Raw genomic sequence first — 16,313 nt, 5'->3', positions numbered from 1 at the left:
CCGGTAGGTTCGAAGTATGAACGCCGTGCTCCGTCGAGGACTGGTCGTACCGCTGGTCGCCCTGCTCATGGCCGTGCTCACGGTGCTGTCCACCGGAGCGCCCCGCGCGCAGGCCGCCACGGACGTCTCCGCCATCGCACAGGCGCTCCGCAGCGGTCCCGTGTACGTCGATCCCGCCGCCTCCCGGCAGCTGTCCGTCACGGACGCCGACGCGCTCGCCAAGAAGATCGAGGACGCGGGCAAGCCGGTCTTCCTCGTGGTCCTGCCCGCCGACTACCCGACCCGGGACCTCTTCGCCGACCTGCGCACGGCCACCGGCATCACCGGCCTGTACGGCGTCCGCCTCGGCGACCGCTTCGACGCCCGCGCCGACTCCTCGGTCCTCGGGCACAGCGCCGTGCGGAACCTGGTCACCAGCGTCCAGGGCGAGACCGCCAAGGCCCAGCTGAACGACTTCACCGACCGTGCCCTCGCCAACGTCGGCGGACACGCCCCCTCGACCTGGGGTACCTCCCGCGGCAGCCACGGGGTGTCGTCCACCGCGCTGATCACGCTCGCCGTCGTCCTGGTGCTCGGCGGCACCGGCGCCTACATGCTCGTACGGCGCGGCCGGCGCCGGCGCGAGGAGGAGCAGCAGGCAGCGCTGGAGAAGCTGCGCGTCGTCGTGGACGAGGACATCACCGCCTTCGGCGAGGAACTCGACCGCCTCGACTTCCGGCCGGGGGAGCCGGGCGCCGACGACGCGATGCGGGCGGACTACGCACGCGCCCTGGACACGTACGAGGAGGCGAAGTCGGCCATGGCGGCGGCGCGGCGCCCGGAGGACGTGAAGGCCGTGACCCAGGCCTTGGAGGACGGCCGCTTCGCGCTGGCGACGCTCGCCGCCCGCCGCGAGGGCCGGCCGCTGCCCGAGCGCCGGGCGCCCTGCTTCTTCGACCCGCGCCACGGCCCGTCCGTCGCCGACGCGACCTGGACGCCTCCGGGCGGCGCCCCGCGCGAGGTCCCGGTCTGCGCGGCCGACCGGGCTCGTCTGGCCGACGGCCGCGACCCCATGATCCGCGAGGTGGACACGGAGTACGGCCGCCGTCCGTACTGGGACGCCGGCCCCGCCTACGGCCCCTGGGCGGGCGGCTACTTCGGCGGCGGCCTCCTGCCCGGCCTGCTCGTCGGCACGCTGCTCGGCAGCATGATGGCCACCCCCTCGTACGCCGCCGACTACGGCACCGGCTACGGCGACTTCGGCGGGTACGAGGGCGGCGACGTCTCGGGCGCCGACTTCGACACCGGGGACTTCGGCGGCGGCTTCGGCGACGGCGGGGGAGGGGACTTCGGCGGGGGAGGGGACTTCGGCGGAGGCGGCGGGGACTTCAGCGGAGGGTTCTGACCGCCTGGCCGTCCTCCGTCCCCTCCGGCGACGCCACCGGAGGCGATGGTCCCGGAGCGGGAGCGTCAGCGCGGGCACAGGGTCGGGAGAAGACGCGAGCGCCCGCCCTCCTGATCCGGGAGGGCGGGCGCTCGCGGTGGTTCCGGCGAGGTCACGCCTGCTTGATCGCCGAGATGTCGAAGACCAGCTTGATCTTGTCGGAGACCAGCACACCGCCCGTCTCGAGGGCCGCGTTCCAGGTCAGGCCCCACTCGGAGCGCAGGATCTCCGCCTTGCCCTCGAAGCCGACGCGCTCGTTGCCGAACGGGTCCTTGGCCGCGCCGTTGAACTCCAGGTCGATGCTGATCGGCTTGGTCGTGCCGAGGATCGTGAGGTCGCCGGTGATCCGGTACTCGTCGCCGCCGAGCGCCTCCGCGCGGGTGGAGCGGAACGTCATCGTCGGGTGCTCGTCGATCCTGAAGAAGTCGGAGCTCTTGAGGTGGTTGTCGCGGTCCGCGGAGCCGGTCTCGATGCTGTCCATCCTCACGTCGAGGGAAGCCGTGGACTTCGACGGGTCCGAGCCGTCCAGGTGCAGGGTGCCGGTGAAGTCCTTGAAGCTGCCCTTGACGTTGGTGACCATCGCGTGCCGGGCCACGAACCCGATGGTGCTGTGCGCCGGGTCCAGCGTGTACTCGCCGGTCAGGGCGGCGAGGTCGGGGTTCACCCCGGCGGCCGGTGCGGTCTCGGTGCTGCTCTTGCGGCTGAAGATGCTCATGACGTGCTCCTTTGGGGGACGGTTCGCGGTCCTGGAGGGAGGCCGCGGCTCGAAGCTGTTTAATCTTCAACGAGCTCAACGCGGGAGACGGTAGACCTATTCCGTTCGACTTTCAACATTCATCGAGTGTGTGTCGCTCACGGAGGCGCGGCGGCACGTGGGCCTCGGGTCGGCCGGTACGGTGTGCAGGTCGCCTGCGGCCGTTCGGGGCCCCTTGTCACTCGGGCGATGGCATGTGCCGCCCACCAAGGTGTGATCACTCTGCGTCTCCCACTTTGTGGGAGCTCGACAACGCCCATGCCCTCTGAGCAGTCAGAACGGCTGCATCCGGGCTCTGTTCTGTTCAGGGTTACCAGGAAAACGGGCCTGAGACTGTACGGAGTCGACGGCGAGCTTTCCTTGGTGGACTTCGTAAGGTCGCTACATGACCGTTTTGGACGAGGCTGTGGATTCCGGGAGCGAGCCCGCGGACGCGCGCGGGCGGGTCGCCGAACTGCACGAGATCCGCAAGCAGGCGCTCGCGGGCCCGAGCGAGAAGGCGACCGAGGCGCAGCACGCCAAGGGCAAGCTGACCGCCCGGGAGCGCATCGAACTGCTTCTGGACCCCGGCTCCTTCCAGGAGGTCGAACAGCTGCGCCGGCACCGGGCGACCGGGTTCGGCCTGGAGTCGAAGAAGCCGTACACCGACGGTGTGATCACCGGCTGGGGCACGGTGGAGGGCCGCACGGTCTTCGTCTACGCCCACGACTTCCGCATCTTCGGCGGCGCGCTGGGCGAGGCCCACGCCACCAAGATCCACAAGATCATGGACATGGCCATCGCGGCCGGAGCGCCGCTGGTCTCCCTCAACGACGGTGCGGGCGCCCGCATCCAGGAGGGCGTCAGCGCGCTCGCCGGGTACGGCGGCATCTTCCAGCGCAACACCAAGGCCTCCGGTGTCATCCCGCAGATCTCGGTGATGCTCGGCCCGTGCGCGGGCGGCGCGGCCTACAGCCCCGCCCTGACGGACTTCGTGTTCATGGTCCGTGAGACCTCGCAGATGTTCATCACCGGCCCGGACGTGGTCAAGGCGGTGACCGGCGAGGAGATCACGCAGAACGGTCTGGGCGGCGCCGACGTCCACGCCGAGACCAGCGGCGTCTGCCACTTCGCGTACGACGACGAGGAGACCTGCATCGCCGAGGTGCGCTACCTCCTCTCCCTGCTCCCGCAGAACAACCGGGAGAACCCGCCGCGGGTGGAGTGCACCGACCCCGTCGACCGCCGCTCGGAGGTCCTGCTCGACCTGGTGCCGGCGGACGGCAACCGGCCGTACGACATGGCCAAGGTGATCGAGGAGATCGTCGACGACGGCGAGTACCTCGAGGTCCACGAGCGCTGGGCGCGGAACATCATCTGCGCGCTGGGCCGGCTGGACGGCCAGGTGGTCGGCATCATCGCCAACCAGCCGCAGACGCTCGCCGGTGTGCTCGACATCGAGGCCAGTGAAAAAGCTGCGCGCTTTGTGCAGATGTGTGACGCTTTTAACATCCCGTTGGTGACGTTCCTGGACGTTCCCGGGTTCCTTCCGGGTGTCGACCAGGAGCACGGCGGCATCATCCGGCACGGGGCGAAGCTGCTGTACGCGTACTGCAACGCGACCGTGCCGCGGATCTCGCTGATCCTGCGCAAGGCGTACGGAGGTGCGTACATCGTGATGGACAGCCAGTCCATCGGGGCGGACCTCACCTATGCCTGGCCGACCAACGAGATCGCCGTGATGGGCGCGGAGGGCGCGGCCAACGTCATCTTCCGCCGCCAGATCGCCGAGGCGGAGGACCCCGAGGCCATGCGGGCGCGGATGGTCAAGGAGTACAAGTCCGAGCTGATGCACCCGTACTACGCGGCCGAGCGGGGCCTGGTGGACGACGTCATCGACCCGGCCGAGACCCGCGAGGTCCTGATCAGGTCCCTGGCGATGCTGCACGCGAAGCACGCCGACCTGCCGTCCCGCAAGCACGGCAACCCCCCGCAGTAACCGGGCGGACCCACCGCGGCAACCCCGCGGACCCCTCTCTCACGGAGACTGACAGCCATGAGCAACCCTGACATCCGCGTCGAGAAGGGCCACGCCGAGCCCGAGGAAGTGGCCGCCATCACGGCCGTCCTCCTGGCTCGCGCCGCGGCCCAGACCCCCGCCACCACTGCGTCCCACCGAGGCCGCGCCAAGGCAGGCTGGCGCCGCCTTGAGCGCGAACCGGGCTTCCGCGCCCCGCACAGCTGGCACGCGTAGCCGCGCCGCCCGAGCAGTTCCTGAAGGGCCCCTCCGCTTGGGAGGGGCCCTTCTTGCTGCGCAGGCACGAAGTCGCCGTCGCTGCGGAAAAAGAGTCGGGCCCCTCCTGAGGAGGGGCCCGAGGGTGCACGCCCCAAAGGGGCGCGGGGCTGTATCGACGTGCGGCTCCACCACGTGGGCGCGATCGACCACGAACCACCCGCGGCCGGCGTACGACCCGCTGGGGCAGCCCGGTAGCCGCAACCTCCGCCTAGCGAAGGCGAGCCATCAGCGCGTGCTCCACCAGGGTGATCAGGGCGGACTTGGCGTCGGCCCGATGTCTCGCATCCGTCGTGATGATCGGGGTGTCCGGACCGATCTGGAGGGCCTCCCGGACCTCGTCCGGCGAGTACGGCTGCTGGCCGTCGAAGCCGTTGAGTGCGATCACGAAGGGCAGGCCGCTGTTCTCGAAGTAGTCGACCGCGGGGAAGCAGTCGGCCAGGCGCCGGGTGTCCACGAGCACCACCGCGCCGATCGCGCCGCGGACCAGGTCGTCCCACATGAACCAGAAGCGGTCCTGGCCCGGCGTACCGAAGAGGTAGAGGATCAGGTCCTGGTCGAGGGTGATACGGCCGAAGTCCATCGCCACCGTGGTGGTGGTCTTGTCCCCGGTGTGTGTGAGGTCGTCGATGCCCGCCGAAGCAGACGTCATGACGGCCTCCGTGCGCAGCGGGTTGATCTCCGAGACGGCGCCGACGAACGTGGTCTTGCCCACGCCGAAGCCGCCCGCCACCACGATCTTCGCGGAGGTGGTGGAGCGGGAAGGACCGCCGCTAGAGCTTGCGAAGTCCACTGAGCACCCTTTCGAGCAGTGTCACGTCTGGCTGGCCGCCGGCGTTCTCGTCGCCGCCGGGCTGATGGATGGCGACCAGGCCCGCCTCCGCCAAGTCGGCGACGAGGATCCTGGCCACGCCGAGAGGGATCGTGAGGAGGGCCGAGATCTCGGCCACCGACTTGATTTCCCGGCACAGGTTGCAGATCCGCTGATGCTCGGGCAACTGGCCCTGCATCTGGTGCGGTTGCGCGGTGGTGTGCACCAGCGCCTCGATGGCGAGCTGGTAGCGCGGCCTGGTGCGGCCACCCGTCATGGCGTACGGACGCACCAGAGGGTTGTTCGAGGATCCGGCGGGCGCCGGCTCGGGGGAGCGGCGCTGCGGCTGCACGGGTTGGATACGCGGTGCCGGCGGCTGGTCGTACGGTGACGGACCCGGACCCTGGGGGCCCTGCGGCGTGTACGGCTGCCGCCACTGTCCCGGCGCGGAGGGGAAGTCGTACCGGTTCTGGTCACCCTGACCCGGGCCCTGACCGGGGCCGTAGGACCAGTTGCCGGTAGGCGAACCGCCTGGGGGTGTTGCCACTTTCTCTCCTCCTCCGACTGCGCCGGGCACCCATCCCTGTGGAAGCCGCGTCCCGAAACCTTACGGCCCCGGGACGCTCAAACGCACCGTCCGTCTTCTAGTTGAGAAGGCTGCCCTGGAGCTCCGCACGAAGGTCCGGAGTCAGGACCGTACCGGCACGATCGACCAGAAGCGCCATCTCGTACCCAATGAGGCCGATGTCCGCCTCCGGGTGTGCCAGAACCGCGAGCGACGAACCGTCGGAGATGGACATGATGAAGAGGAATCCCCGCTCCATCTCCACAACCGTCTGGTTCACACTGCCGCCCTCGAAGATGCGGGAGGCACCCGCGGTCAGCGAGGTCAGACCGGAGGCGACGGCCGCCAGCTGGTCGGCGCGATCGCGCGGAAAGCCTTCGGACATCGCCAGAAGGAGTCCGTCGGCGGAGACCACCACCGTGTGGGACACCCCGGGGGTGTTGTCCACGAAGTTGGTGATCAACCAGTTCAGGTTCTGTGCCGCCTGGCTCATCGGGCTCACACTAACGCTCCTGGTTGTAGGTGCTGTCAGGACCGAAGCCCTGGCCGTTCGTTTCACTGCCTGCTCGGCGTCCCCGCTGGACGCCTCGGCGCAGGTTGCTCAGCCTGCCCCTGACGTCCTCGGGGGCACGGGAGACCTGGGGGCCTCCCTGCGGGGTCGCCTCCGCGGCGCCCTCGATCAGGTTCGCCTTGGGTACCCGTCGAGGCAGACCGGAAGCGGTGACCCCGCCCGCCTTGGGTTTCCGGAGCTGCGCTGCCTGCTGCCACCGCTCGTCGTTCGCGGAGCGCCAGTCGCCGCCCGTCTCCGGAGCCGCCGGCGGATCCTGGGTCACGGGCTGAGTCCGGCCGGCGGTGCCGTTCGCGGTGGAGCCGCGGCGGGGCAGTCCGGCATCGGTCAGCTCGTGGCCGGCGGAGGGGGCCGGTCCCGGACGGTCGAAGCCTACGCGGTCCCGCTCACTTACGTCACCGGCCTGCGCGGATTCCGGTTCGGGAGCGTACTCGGGGCGGTAGCCGCTCTGGAAGTCGTCCCGCTGGGGCCAGTCGTCCTGGTACGGCGACTCCTCGAAGGCGGAGAACGTCTCCGCCGGGGCGGACCGGTCCGCCGTACGGCCCTCCGGCACCTGCTCCGCATACGCGGGCTCCGGGTAGCCGCCACCGGACGGGAAGCCGTCGTTCTGCGGCAGGCCGCCGTTCTGGGAGAAGTACGGATCCTGGTACGCACTCTGCTGGGGCTCCGCGTACGCCGTCTGCTGGTCGTACGCGGCCCGCTGCTCCTCGTACGCGTTCTGCCCGTTGTCGTACGGGGACTGCCCGTTGTCGTACGCGTGCTGTCCGTCGCCGTACGCGGGCTGCTGCGTCTCGAAGCCGTCCTGGTACGGGGGAGCGGTCCGATCGCTCTCCTGCGGCTCCTGCTCCCGGTTCGTGCCCTGGACCTGGGCCTCCAGGGCCGCACGGCGCTCCTCGCGCATCAGCGAGCGGCCGACGGGGTCCAACTCCCGTATGTCGTTCGGGACCTCGGTGTAGCGGCTGTCGTCGAAGCCCAGCTCCGCCGCCGTCCGCAGCGGCTGCCCGTCGAAGCTCTCACCCGGGAAGGCCTGCTGCGGGATGATCTGGGAGACGGTGAACTCGTCGCGCTCCAGCGGCTGTTCGCCGCCACCGCCGTGGGTGATGGCGTCGGGCAGCATGACCAGCGAGGTGGTGCCGGCCTGTTCGCCCGAGGGGCGCAGCTGGACCCGGATGCCGTGCCGGTCGGACAGCCGGCCGACCACGAACAGGCCCATGCGCTGCGAGATCGCGACGTCCACGGTCGGCGGGTTGGCCAGCTTGTGGTTGATGTCCGCGAAGTCCTCGGCGGTCAGGCCGATGCCCTTGTCGTGGATCTCGACCATGATGCGGCCGTCGGGGAGACGGGTCGCGGTCACGCGGACCTTGGTCTGCGGCGAGGAGAACGTCGTGGCGTTCTCCAGCAGCTCCGCGAGCAGGTGCACGAGGTCGGTCACGGCTCGGCCGTGGATCTCGGCCTCGGGGACGCCGGACAGCTCGATGCGCTCGTACTGCTCCACCTCGGAGGAGGCGGCGCGCAGCACGTCGATCAGCGGGACGGGCTGGTCCCAGCGGCGGCCGGGCTCCTCGCCGGCGAGGACCAGGAGGTTCTCGCCGTTGCGGCGCATACGCGTGGCCAGGTGGTCCAGCTTGAAGAGGTTCTCCAACTGGTCCGGGTCGGCCTCGTTGTTCTCCAGCTCGGTGATCAGGGTCAGCTGGCCCTCGATCAGCGACTGGTTGCGGCGCGAGAGGTTGGTGAAGATCGCGTTGATGTTGCCCCGCAGCAGGGCCTGCTCGGCGGCGAGCCGGACGGCCTCGCGGTGGACCTGGTCGAAGGCGCGGGCGACCTCGCCGATCTCGTCCGTGGAGGAGATCGGGATGGGCGCGACCCGGGTGTCGACACGGCCGGGGTCGGTGCGCGAGAGCTGGTCGACCAGCATCGGCAGGCGCTGCTCGGCGACCCCGAAGGCCGCGTTGCGCAGCTGGCGCATCGAGCGGCTCATCTGGCGGGCCATGAGGCCGGCGATGATGAACGCGGCGAGCAGGGCGACGACGACGATGGCGCCGGTGACGAACGCGGACCGCTTGGCGTTGTCGGCGATGGCCGAGGCGTCCGCCACGGCCTTGTCGGCCATGTCCGACTCGATCTGGCGGTACGCGTTGAACTTGAGGGTGTTGACCGCCCACCAGTTCTGCGGCGTGACGCCCTGCTGGGCGAGCGCGGCGCGGGCGGTGGTGTCGGTGGACGGCAGCGAGGCGAGGGCCGAGACCATCTTGGTCGGGTCGGACGGCGGGGGCACGTAGCTCGGGTCCTTGGCCTTGGCCTGCCGGGCCATCGCCGCGCCGTCGGACTGGATCTTCTTCTGGAGGACCGTGAGCTTGTCGGCGTCCGCCTGGGTACCGCCGCCGATGTACTCCTCGACGGCGATGCCCTCGAGGTAGGCGTACGAGGACAGGGCGACGCGCTGCTTGGCGAGGCTGGTGTCCGAGGTGCCGGGCTTGATCAGCATGTGCATACCGATCGAGCGCTCCAGTGACAGAGCCGCCTTTGTCAGTGAGATGGCGTAGACGGTCCGGCCGTAGCTGGTGATGTTGCCGGTGCCCAGACCGAGCTCGTTGGCGAACTCCATCAGCGGGTGCTGGACCTGGACGTAGCCCTCTTCGGTCTGCACCCCGCTCAGGGCGGAGGTGTAGGCGCCCTGGCGCAGCGCCGGCAGCTTGGTCTCGGCCTTGCGGAAGATGGAGAGGCGGCGCTCCAGGCCCGACTTGTGGGGCATGTTCTGGGCTGCCTGGTCGAAGATCTTGGCGGCCTGGTCGGTGGCACCGCGTGCCTGGACGACCGTCGAGTCGTTCTGGCCCTTGCCCTGGAGGAGGGGTGCGGCGCTGACGTCGCGCTCGGTGACGAGCGCGTTGGCGTAGGTCAGGGACGCCTGGACGAGACGGGCCGTGTTCTCCGCGTCCCGCGCCTGCCGCCAGGTGTCGATCGAGCTCTTCACCTGGAAGCCGCCCATCACCAGGCCGACGAGCACGGGTATGAGCAGGATCGCGTTCAGCCTGGTCGGCACGCGCCAGTTGCGCGGGGAGAAGCGGCTGCCGCTGGGCGGGAGAGCCGTCGGCTCCGGGCCGGGCACTTGTGCGGGTGCCGCTCCGCGCGGCGGCGGGGTGAAGTTGCCCCGTGCCGACGGCTCGGGACCGTTCTTGCTTCGCCTCACTCGACCAACAACCTCTCGGCGACGGCACCTACGTCGTGCCGCGGTGTCTCCAGAGCCCTGTCCGAGACTTGTACGTCTTTGACCAATGGGCAGTTCAGGCATTCCAGCACGTCGGCATGCGCGATTCCAAACACTCGGAATCACGGATTCCGGAGGCTGGATGCCCTAGATAAAACGGTCATAAAGAGCGAGCCCCGCCAAAAGGCGGGGCTTTTGTGAGCGCAGCGGTACCGACCGACCGCGCGGTGTGTCGGTACCACCGAATTTCTCTGTCGAAACGTTATGAACACCGGGGCCGACCGTGTCAAACGCCACAGCCGGCGCCCGGTGATCTACGACAACTGCCGTATGGTGCCGCCGATTTGATCTACCGCAGCCGGGCCATGAGCGCGTGTTCCACCAGCGTGATCAGCGCGCTCTTCGCATCCGCACGGTGCCGGGCGTCGGTTGTGATGATCGGGGTGTCCGGGCCGATCTGCAGCGCTTCCCGCACTTCTTCGGGCGTGTACGGCTGGTGCCCGTCGAAGCCGTTGAGTGCGATCACGAAGGGCAGGCCGCTGTTCTCGAAGTAGTCGACCGCGGGGAAGCAGTCGGCCAGGCGCCGGGTGTCCACGAGCACCACCGCGCCGATCGCGCCGCGGACCAGGTCGTCCCACATGAACCAGAAGCGGTCCTGGCCCGGCGTACCGAAGAGGTAGAGGATCAGGTCCTGGTCGAGGGTGATACGGCCGAAGTCCATCGCCACCGTGGTGGTGGTCTTGTCCCCGGTGTGTGTGAGGTCGTCGATGCCCGCGGACGCGGAGGTCATCACGGCCTCGGTGCGCAGCGGGTTGATCTCCGAGACGGCGCCGACGAACGTGGTCTTGCCGACGCCGAAGCCGCCCGCCACCACGATCTTCGCGGAGGTGGTCGCCCGCCCTCCGTCAGAGCTTGCGAAGTCCACTGAGCACCCTTTCGAGCAGTGTCACGTCCGGCGCGCCGCCGTTGTTCTCGTCGCCACCAGGTTGGTGGATCGCGACGAGTCCGGCCTCGGCGAGGTCCGCGACGAGAATCCGGGCCACACCGAGCGGCATGGCCAGCAGCGCCGACACCTCGGCCACCGACTTCACCTCGCGGCACAGGTGGCAGATCCGCTGGTGCTCCGGCAGCAGTCCCATCAGCTGGGCCGGGTCGGCCGTGGTGCTGATCAGCGCCTCGATCGCGAGCTGATAGCGCGGCCGGGTCCGGCCGCCCGTCATCGCGTACGGACGGACCAGCGGCTGGTCGCCCTCGTCCCCGTACGGCTCGGCGTACGGATCGTGAGAGGCGGTGGGCGGGGTCATGAATCCTCCGGGCGGGACAGCAAGTCGGTCGGGCTAGCCGTCTGACGGGGCCGGTGGGGGGACTGTGGCGGCCTGACGGTGATTTCGTGAGGTGGGTGGTACCGGGGCCGGTCAGTGGAGCAGACTGCCCTGGAGCTCGGCGCGCAGGTCGGGGGTGAGTACCGCGCCCGCGCGGTCGACCAGGAGTGCCATCTCGTAGCCGACCAGGCCGATGTCGCACTCCGGGTGCGCGAGCACGGCGAGGGACGAGCCGTCCGAGATGGACATCAGGAACAAGAAGCCGCGTTCCATCTCGACGACGGTCTGTGCCACGGTGCCGCCCTCGAAGATCCGGGAGGCTCCTGCCGTCAGCGACGTGAGCCCGGAGGCCACGGCCGCGAGCTGGTCGGCGCGGTCACGCGGGAAGCCCTCGGACAGCGCCAGCAGGAGACCGTCGGCGGACACGACGACGGTGTGGGACACCCCGGGGGTGTTGTCCACGAAGTTGGTGATCAACCAGTTGAGGTTCTGTGCCGCCTGGCTCATCGGGCTCAACTAACGCTCCTGCTGGTGAGTGGGGCTGGGGAAGCTGCCGGTCTGGCCGGTACCGGCCTGGCGACCCTGGGCGATGCCCCGTCGGAGATTGGTCAGCCGACCGCGCACGTCGTCGGGGGCGCGCGAGACCTGCGGACCGCTTTGGTGCTGTTGCTGCTGGGCCGTGCCCGGCACGAGGTTCGCGCGCGGGACCCGGCGCGGCAGGCCGGAGGTGGTGACCCCGCCGGAGGCGGGCTGCCGTACGCGCTCGGCCTGGCGGACGAGCTCGTCGTTCGGGGAGGTCCGCCAGGCCGAACCGGCCGGACGCTGGGGACCTGGGGAGGGCTGGGCCTGGGGGGCGGCCTGCGGCGGCGCGGAGGCGCCGCCCTGCTGCCGCTCGCGGAACCAGTTGGTCTCGAGCGTGTCGTACAGCGGCGTGCGCCCGTCGCCGGGGCCCGCCGCCGGCGGCAGGGCCTCGGGCTCCTGGCGACGCTGAGGCTGCTGCGGGGCCGGCGGCCGGGGCGCGCCGTAGGCGTCACCGCCGGTCTGCGGACGCTCGAACTGCCCGGTGGACGACGGGTCCTGGCGGTTGCCGAAGCCCGGGGCCGCGAACTGGCCCGTGCCGGAGCCGTCGTAGCCCTGCGGGGCGAACTGACCCGTCGGGGCCGGGCCCTGGGCGCGGCCGGGCGCCGGGAAGCGGCCCGTGTCCTGGCCCTGTCCGGCCGCCGGGTACTGGCCCGTGGGGCCGCCCGCGCCCGGGGCGCCGAAGATGTCGGAGCGGACGAACTGCCCGTTGTCCGCGGCATGGGCGGCGGGGCGCGGGGCGTTGAAGTCCGGCCGGGGCATCTCGGAGGTGGAACCGGGACCCTGGCGGTCGTCGATCCGCGGGAACTGCTGGCGGTCGTCGATGCGCGGGATCTCCGCCGTCGAACCGGGGCCCTGACGGTCGTCGATCCGCGGCATGGGCGAGGTCGAGGTCAGCGCGTCCGGCTCCTCGTGGCCGCGCGGGGCGTCCAGCGAGGCGCGCGGCACCGGCGGCTGCGCGTTCTCGTCGCTCCAGCTCGGCGTGCGCTGCTGCGCGCCGGCACCGGGCAGCTCCGGCCGCGGACCACCACGTCCGGGCAGCTGCGGACGGCGACGGCCACCGCGCTCCTTGGGCTGCTGCGACTGCTGCTGAGGCTGCTGCGGCGGTACGGGGGCGCTGTCGCCGAACCCGGCCGGGCGCAGACCCGGGCCGCCGTCACCGAAGCCGCCCTGCCGGGAACCGGGCTCCTGGAAGGGCTGGGCCGCCTGCGGGCCGCCCTGCCCGAAGGCTCCGGTGCCCGCGCCCGCCGGGGCCGGCCGGCCCTGCGGGGAGACGGGGGCCTGCGGTCCGCCGGGGCCGCCGGGGCGGCCACCGGGGAAGGTGCCGGGCAGCGCGGCGCGCGGCCCCTGACCGGCGCCCACCTGTCCACGCTCGGGCGCGGCGTCGAGTCCGGGGCCACCGGCGGGCCGGTTGCCCTGCTGCGCCTGGCGGCGGGCCGCGGCCGCGCCGGCGGCGGCCTGCGCGGCGGCCGGGCCACCGCTGTGCGGGGCGCCCTGGCCCGGCTTGCCCGGGGCGGGCTTCTTGCCGCCCTGGGCGACGTCGACCGGGAGCATGACCAGCGCGGTCGTACCGCCGGAGTCGGACGGGCGCAGCTGGATGCGGATGCCGTGGCGCTGCGACAGACGGCCGACCACGAACAGACCCATGCGGCGGGACACCGACACGTCCACGGTGGGCGGCGAGGCGAGCCGCTCGTTGATCGCCGCGAGGTCCTCGGGCGACAGACCGATACCGGTGTCGTGGATCTCGATCAGGACGCGGCCGTCGGGCAGCGCGTGACCGGTGACCTTGACCTTGGTCTGCGGCGAGGAGAACGAGGTGGCGTTCTCGAGGAGCTCGGCGAGCAGGTGCACGAGGTCGTTGACGACGCGGCCGGCGACCTCGGTGGTCGGGACCGCGGCCAGTTCGATGCGCTCGTACTGCTCCACCTCGGACGCGGCGGCGCGGAGCACGTCGACCAGGGGGACCGGGCGGGTCCAGCGACGGCCCGGCTCCTCACCGGCGAGGACGAGGAGGTTCTCACCGTTACGGCGCATACGCGTCGCGAGGTGGTCGAGCTTGAACAGCGACGACAGCTGGTCCGGGTCGGCCTCGCGGGACTCGAGTTCGGAGATCAGCGACAGCTGGCGCTGGATCAGACCCTGGGAGCGGCGCGAGAGGTTCGTGAACATCGCGTTGACGTTGCCCCGCAGCAGGGCCTGCTCGGCGGCGAGGCGGACCGCCTCGCGGTGCACGTCGTCGAAGGCCGCGGCCACCTGGCCGATCTCGTCCCGGGAGTGCACACCGACCGACTCCACGGACGTGTCGACGTCCTGCGGGTCGGACTCGGACAGCTGCTTGACCAGCTCGGGCAGGCGTTCCTGGGCGACCCTGGTCGCGGTCTCCTGCAGCCGGCGCAGCGAGCGGATCATGGAGCGGGCCACGACGAAGGCGCCGACGAGGGAGACACCGAGGACGAGGAGGATCAGCGCACCGGAGATGATCGCCTCGCGCTCCGAGACGTTCTTCAGCTCGCGGGCCTTCTGTTCCATCTGCTCCAGGAGCGTGCCCTCGATGCTCTTCATCTGCTGGATCTTGGTCGAGTCGTCGTCGACCCAGTCCTTGTACGAGCGCTTGTCCTGCGACTGCAGGCCGTTGGCGCTCTTCAGCACGCGGCCGGCGTACTGGTCGGCGGCCTCGATCGTCGGGCTGCCCTGGTCGATCGGCTTCGTCAGGTCCTCGGCGCCATCGCCGTAGATGCTGCGGAAGCTGTCCAGCTCGGAGTCCTGGCTCTCCAGGGCCGAGAGGGCGTACTGGCGGTCGTTCTCGGAGAGATGGCCGAACGTGGTGTTGCTCGCGGGCAGGGCCGCCGCGATCACCGCGCGCTGCATCGACGCGTACTCCTTGGCGGTGGAGAAGGCCGCCAGGGCGCGGGTGCGCTGGATCATCTCCGGGTTGCTGGTGGCCTGCGCCATGTCCTGGGACAGGCTGAGCAGACCGCTGATCAGACGGTGGTAGGCCTCGACCGTCTGGGTGGAGTTCTGCGGGTCCTTGTAGGCGTTGGCGCGTATCGCACTGAGGTTGTTCAGCTCGCTCGCGATACCGACGATGCTGTCGCGCACACCCGAGAGCCGGCCGCTGCCGGAGGCGTCGCCGATCTCCTGGGTGCCCTCCAGGAAGGCGGAGCGGGCGCGGTTGGTCTTGTCGCGGACGCCCTTGACCGTGTAGTCGTTCGCGGTCGCGCCGTGGGCGAGCGGGCCGGCGGACTGGTCGCGCTCGTCCTGGAGCGCCTCCGCGAGCTGCGTCGCCTGCCGGGTCATGTCCGTCAGCAGCTTCATGTTGTCGAGCTGCTGGATCTGGTCCACGTTGTCGCTGATGCGCAGGGCACCGAGCGAGGTCGCCGCGACCACGGGGAGCGCCAGCAGCGACACCAGACGCGTGGAGATGCGCCAGTTGCGCAGCGCCAGGCGTGAACCGGCCTCGAGCGGGGGAGTGCTGCCCTTGGGTGCCGCGGGCGCGGGGGGCGGCGTGGGCGACGTGCCGAGCGTGGGCGCGCCGGCGCGCCCGGGCCGCTCGGGGCCGCCGGCGGCCGGTGCCGGTCCCGGGTTCTGGGCGTGCTGGGGCGAGGAACCGCGGTCGGTCCCGCCGTGCGGCTCCGGCTCCGCCGAAGCGCTGCCATCCCTCTTGAAACGTCCCTGCACTAGCGTCGCAACCTCTGGACCAGGCGCCCCTCCGCGCGAGCGGTGGGACGGTGTCGGCGTCGTGGGGGGCGCCCTGAATACGCTCCCCGGGTGGTCGTGAGTGACCGGCGCTGGCTCCCCCTTCCCGCCGCTCTTCGGCGCTGCGTTGCGCCCCTTGTGCGCCGGTGCGATCCCGCGGCGGTCCGTGGAATTCCAGCACAGTGCCGGATCTCCAACAAGGCCAACGGGCGAGCGTGTGACTACCGTGACACCTTGTGAGGGGGGCGTCACCGGACGTAGAAAGTGATCCCGTACATAACGGGCGCATGCGGACGAGACGTTGATGTGTGCCCGGTGTCCCAGTCGCCATGATCGGGAGCGGAATGCGGGCTTCAGTGGAACAATGTCCGTTTCGCTGAAGGGGGTTGGTGGTGCCGATTGCCCGTTTTGTCTATCAGTCAGTGAGCAAACTCACACGGTGATCAGACCCTCTTCAGGGCTTTGCGCGGGAATTGGATGTTTAGCCTGACGCTTTACAGGGATGGCGAATCCGACAACCCGCGCCCCGGCGACGGTCCTTGCGGCCCGCCCGGCGCCCGCAACGACGAGGTCAACGACAACAGTGAAGACCACGATGATGTTCCGCACCATAGCGAACCCGCGGCGGACGACGCTGGTGCACCTCACCGACGCCGAGGAGCTGCAGGCGCCGGCGACCCCGGAACACTCCGTCGACCTTCCCACCCAGACCGCCAATCCCAAGCGCACCGTCCTCATGGAGGTCCCGGTCCAGGCCTCCGTCGCGCAGTAGTACGCGCGACGGGCGCCGCACGCTCAACGGGACGAGGACATCGTGGGGCGCCCGCGTATGCCGTACCGGATCCAGTGGCGCACTGTGAACGGCCGCTCACCAGCGGTCGGCGGCTGATCCTCTGCCGAGGCGAGGCGTACCGCCGATCACCCCCGGGTCCGGTGGTACCCGCCGGTGAAGCCGGGTTCGGCGGTGGCCGCTGGTGACGCCCGGGTTCGGCGGTGGCCGCCGATGTCGCCCGGGTTCGGCGGGGGCCACCCGATCCGAACGGACCCAATGGTGTTGCGCCGATCCGGACGGGGCCGATGGCGTCCCGGCGATCGGCCGTCGTGCCGGTGGCGTC

At 70.7% G+C, this 16,313-nt stretch carries 13 protein-coding genes; 4 read left to right on the top strand and 9 right to left on the bottom strand.

The window, feature by feature from the left end; translation table 11 throughout:
- Positions 1-16: 16 nt before the first annotated feature.
- Complete coding sequence (locus tag ACIRC0_RS30105) at positions 17-1,384, top strand: hypothetical protein (protein ID WP_403622116.1); 1,368 nt, start codon at positions 17-19, stop codon at positions 1,382-1,384.
- A gap of 151 nt (positions 1,385-1,535) precedes the next feature.
- On the opposite strand, the gene ACIRC0_RS30100 is transcribed toward ACIRC0_RS30105, so the two are convergent.
- Positions 1,536-2,138, bottom strand: a complete 603-nt coding sequence (locus ACIRC0_RS30100) for a YceI family protein (protein WP_403622113.1) — start codon at positions 2,136-2,138, stop codon at positions 1,536-1,538.
- A 424-nt stretch (positions 2,139-2,562) separates the two neighbouring features.
- Between ACIRC0_RS30100 and ACIRC0_RS30095 the strand changes: the two genes are divergently transcribed.
- Both ACIRC0_RS30095 and ACIRC0_RS30090 read left to right on the top strand, forming a co-directional pair.
- On the top strand, positions 2,563-4,155 hold the full coding sequence (locus tag ACIRC0_RS30095) for an acyl-CoA carboxylase subunit beta (protein WP_403622110.1): 1,593 nt from the start codon (positions 2,563-2,565) through the stop codon (positions 4,153-4,155).
- Positions 4,156-4,212: 57 nt separating this feature from the next.
- Positions 4,213-4,410 (top strand): acyl-CoA carboxylase subunit epsilon, encoded by a 198-nt coding sequence (locus ACIRC0_RS30090; RefSeq protein ID WP_103838056.1) that lies wholly within the window; start codon positions 4,213-4,215, stop codon positions 4,408-4,410.
- Positions 4,411-4,660: 250 nt separating this feature from the next.
- Here ACIRC0_RS30090 and ACIRC0_RS30085 read toward each other — a convergent pair whose 3' ends face one another.
- From ACIRC0_RS30085 to ACIRC0_RS30050, 8 genes are all read right to left on the bottom strand, one after another.
- Positions 4,661-5,242 (bottom strand): ATP/GTP-binding protein, encoded by a 582-nt coding sequence (locus ACIRC0_RS30085; protein WP_366024936.1) that lies wholly within the window; start codon positions 5,240-5,242, stop codon positions 4,661-4,663.
- Positions 5,223-5,807: a DUF742 domain-containing protein gene (locus tag ACIRC0_RS30080; protein ID WP_403622107.1), complete on the bottom strand. Its 585-nt coding sequence runs from the start codon at positions 5,805-5,807 to the stop codon at positions 5,223-5,225. The genes ACIRC0_RS30085 and ACIRC0_RS30080 overlap by 20 nt, the downstream gene beginning before the upstream one ends.
- A gap of 97 nt (positions 5,808-5,904) precedes the next feature.
- A complete protein-coding gene (locus ACIRC0_RS30075) occupies positions 5,905-6,318 on the bottom strand; it encodes a roadblock/LC7 domain-containing protein (protein ID WP_004983065.1) in 414 nt (137 codons plus the stop codon).
- A gap of 10 nt (positions 6,319-6,328) precedes the next feature.
- Positions 6,329-9,580 carry a nitrate- and nitrite sensing domain-containing protein gene (locus ACIRC0_RS30070; RefSeq protein ID WP_403622104.1) on the bottom strand — a complete coding sequence of 1,084 codons (3,252 nt, stop codon included), beginning with the start codon at positions 9,578-9,580 and terminating at the stop codon, positions 6,329-6,331.
- Between the two features lie 367 nt (positions 9,581-9,947).
- The gene (locus tag ACIRC0_RS30065; protein ID WP_403622101.1) at positions 9,948-10,523 is read right to left on the bottom strand and encodes a GTP-binding protein; all 576 of its coding nucleotides are present in this window, start codon (positions 10,521-10,523) and stop codon (positions 9,948-9,950) included.
- A complete protein-coding gene (locus ACIRC0_RS30060) occupies positions 10,504-10,902 on the bottom strand; it encodes a DUF742 domain-containing protein (protein WP_103838060.1) in 399 nt (132 codons plus the stop codon). The genes ACIRC0_RS30065 and ACIRC0_RS30060 overlap by 20 nt, the downstream gene beginning before the upstream one ends.
- Positions 10,903-11,013: 111 nt before the next feature.
- Entirely contained in the window at positions 11,014-11,427 is a 414-nt protein-coding gene (locus tag ACIRC0_RS30055; RefSeq protein ID WP_103838061.1) for a roadblock/LC7 domain-containing protein, read from the bottom strand.
- Between the two features lie 9 nt (positions 11,428-11,436).
- Positions 11,437-15,180, bottom strand: a complete 3,744-nt coding sequence (locus tag ACIRC0_RS30050) for a nitrate- and nitrite sensing domain-containing protein (protein ID WP_403622097.1) — start codon at positions 15,178-15,180, stop codon at positions 11,437-11,439.
- Positions 15,181-15,781: 601 nt separating this feature from the next.
- On the opposite strand from ACIRC0_RS30050, the gene ACIRC0_RS30045 reads away from it, so the two are divergent.
- Positions 15,782-15,970 (top strand): hypothetical protein, encoded by a 189-nt coding sequence (locus ACIRC0_RS30045; protein ID WP_200422574.1) that lies wholly within the window; start codon positions 15,782-15,784, stop codon positions 15,968-15,970.
- Positions 15,971-16,313 lie beyond the last annotated feature (343 nt).

It is taken from the genome of Streptomyces sp. NPDC093984, from assembly GCF_044764595.1.
Lineage (GTDB): Bacteria > Actinomycetota > Actinomycetes > Streptomycetales > Streptomycetaceae > Streptomyces > Streptomyces cynarae.
Note: the sequence above shows the minus strand (reverse complement) of the source record. Positions and strands in the feature narration are given on the sequence as shown.

What these genes read in the sequence shown, in the direction of transcription:
- ACIRC0_RS30075 (WP_004983065.1), bottom strand. Translation starts at nt 6,318, where the DNA reads ATGAGCCAGGCGGCACAGAACCTGAACTGGTTGATCACCAACTTCGTG.
- ACIRC0_RS30105 (WP_403622116.1), top strand. Translation starts at nt 17, where the DNA reads ATGAACGCCGTGCTCCGTCGAGGACTGGTCGTACCGCTGGTCGCCCTG.
- ACIRC0_RS30100 (WP_403622113.1), bottom strand. Translation starts at nt 2,138, where the DNA reads ATGAGCATCTTCAGCCGCAAGAGCAGCACCGAGACCGCACCGGCCGCC.
- ACIRC0_RS30055 (WP_103838061.1), bottom strand. Translation starts at nt 11,427, where the DNA reads ATGAGCCAGGCGGCACAGAACCTCAACTGGTTGATCACCAACTTCGTG.
- ACIRC0_RS30060 (WP_103838060.1), bottom strand. Translation starts at nt 10,902, where the DNA reads ATGACCCCGCCCACCGCCTCTCACGATCCGTACGCCGAGCCGTACGGG.
- ACIRC0_RS30090 (WP_103838056.1), top strand. Translation starts at nt 4,213, where the DNA reads ATGAGCAACCCTGACATCCGCGTCGAGAAGGGCCACGCCGAGCCCGAG.
- ACIRC0_RS30095 (WP_403622110.1), top strand. Translation starts at nt 2,563, where the DNA reads ATGACCGTTTTGGACGAGGCTGTGGATTCCGGGAGCGAGCCCGCGGAC.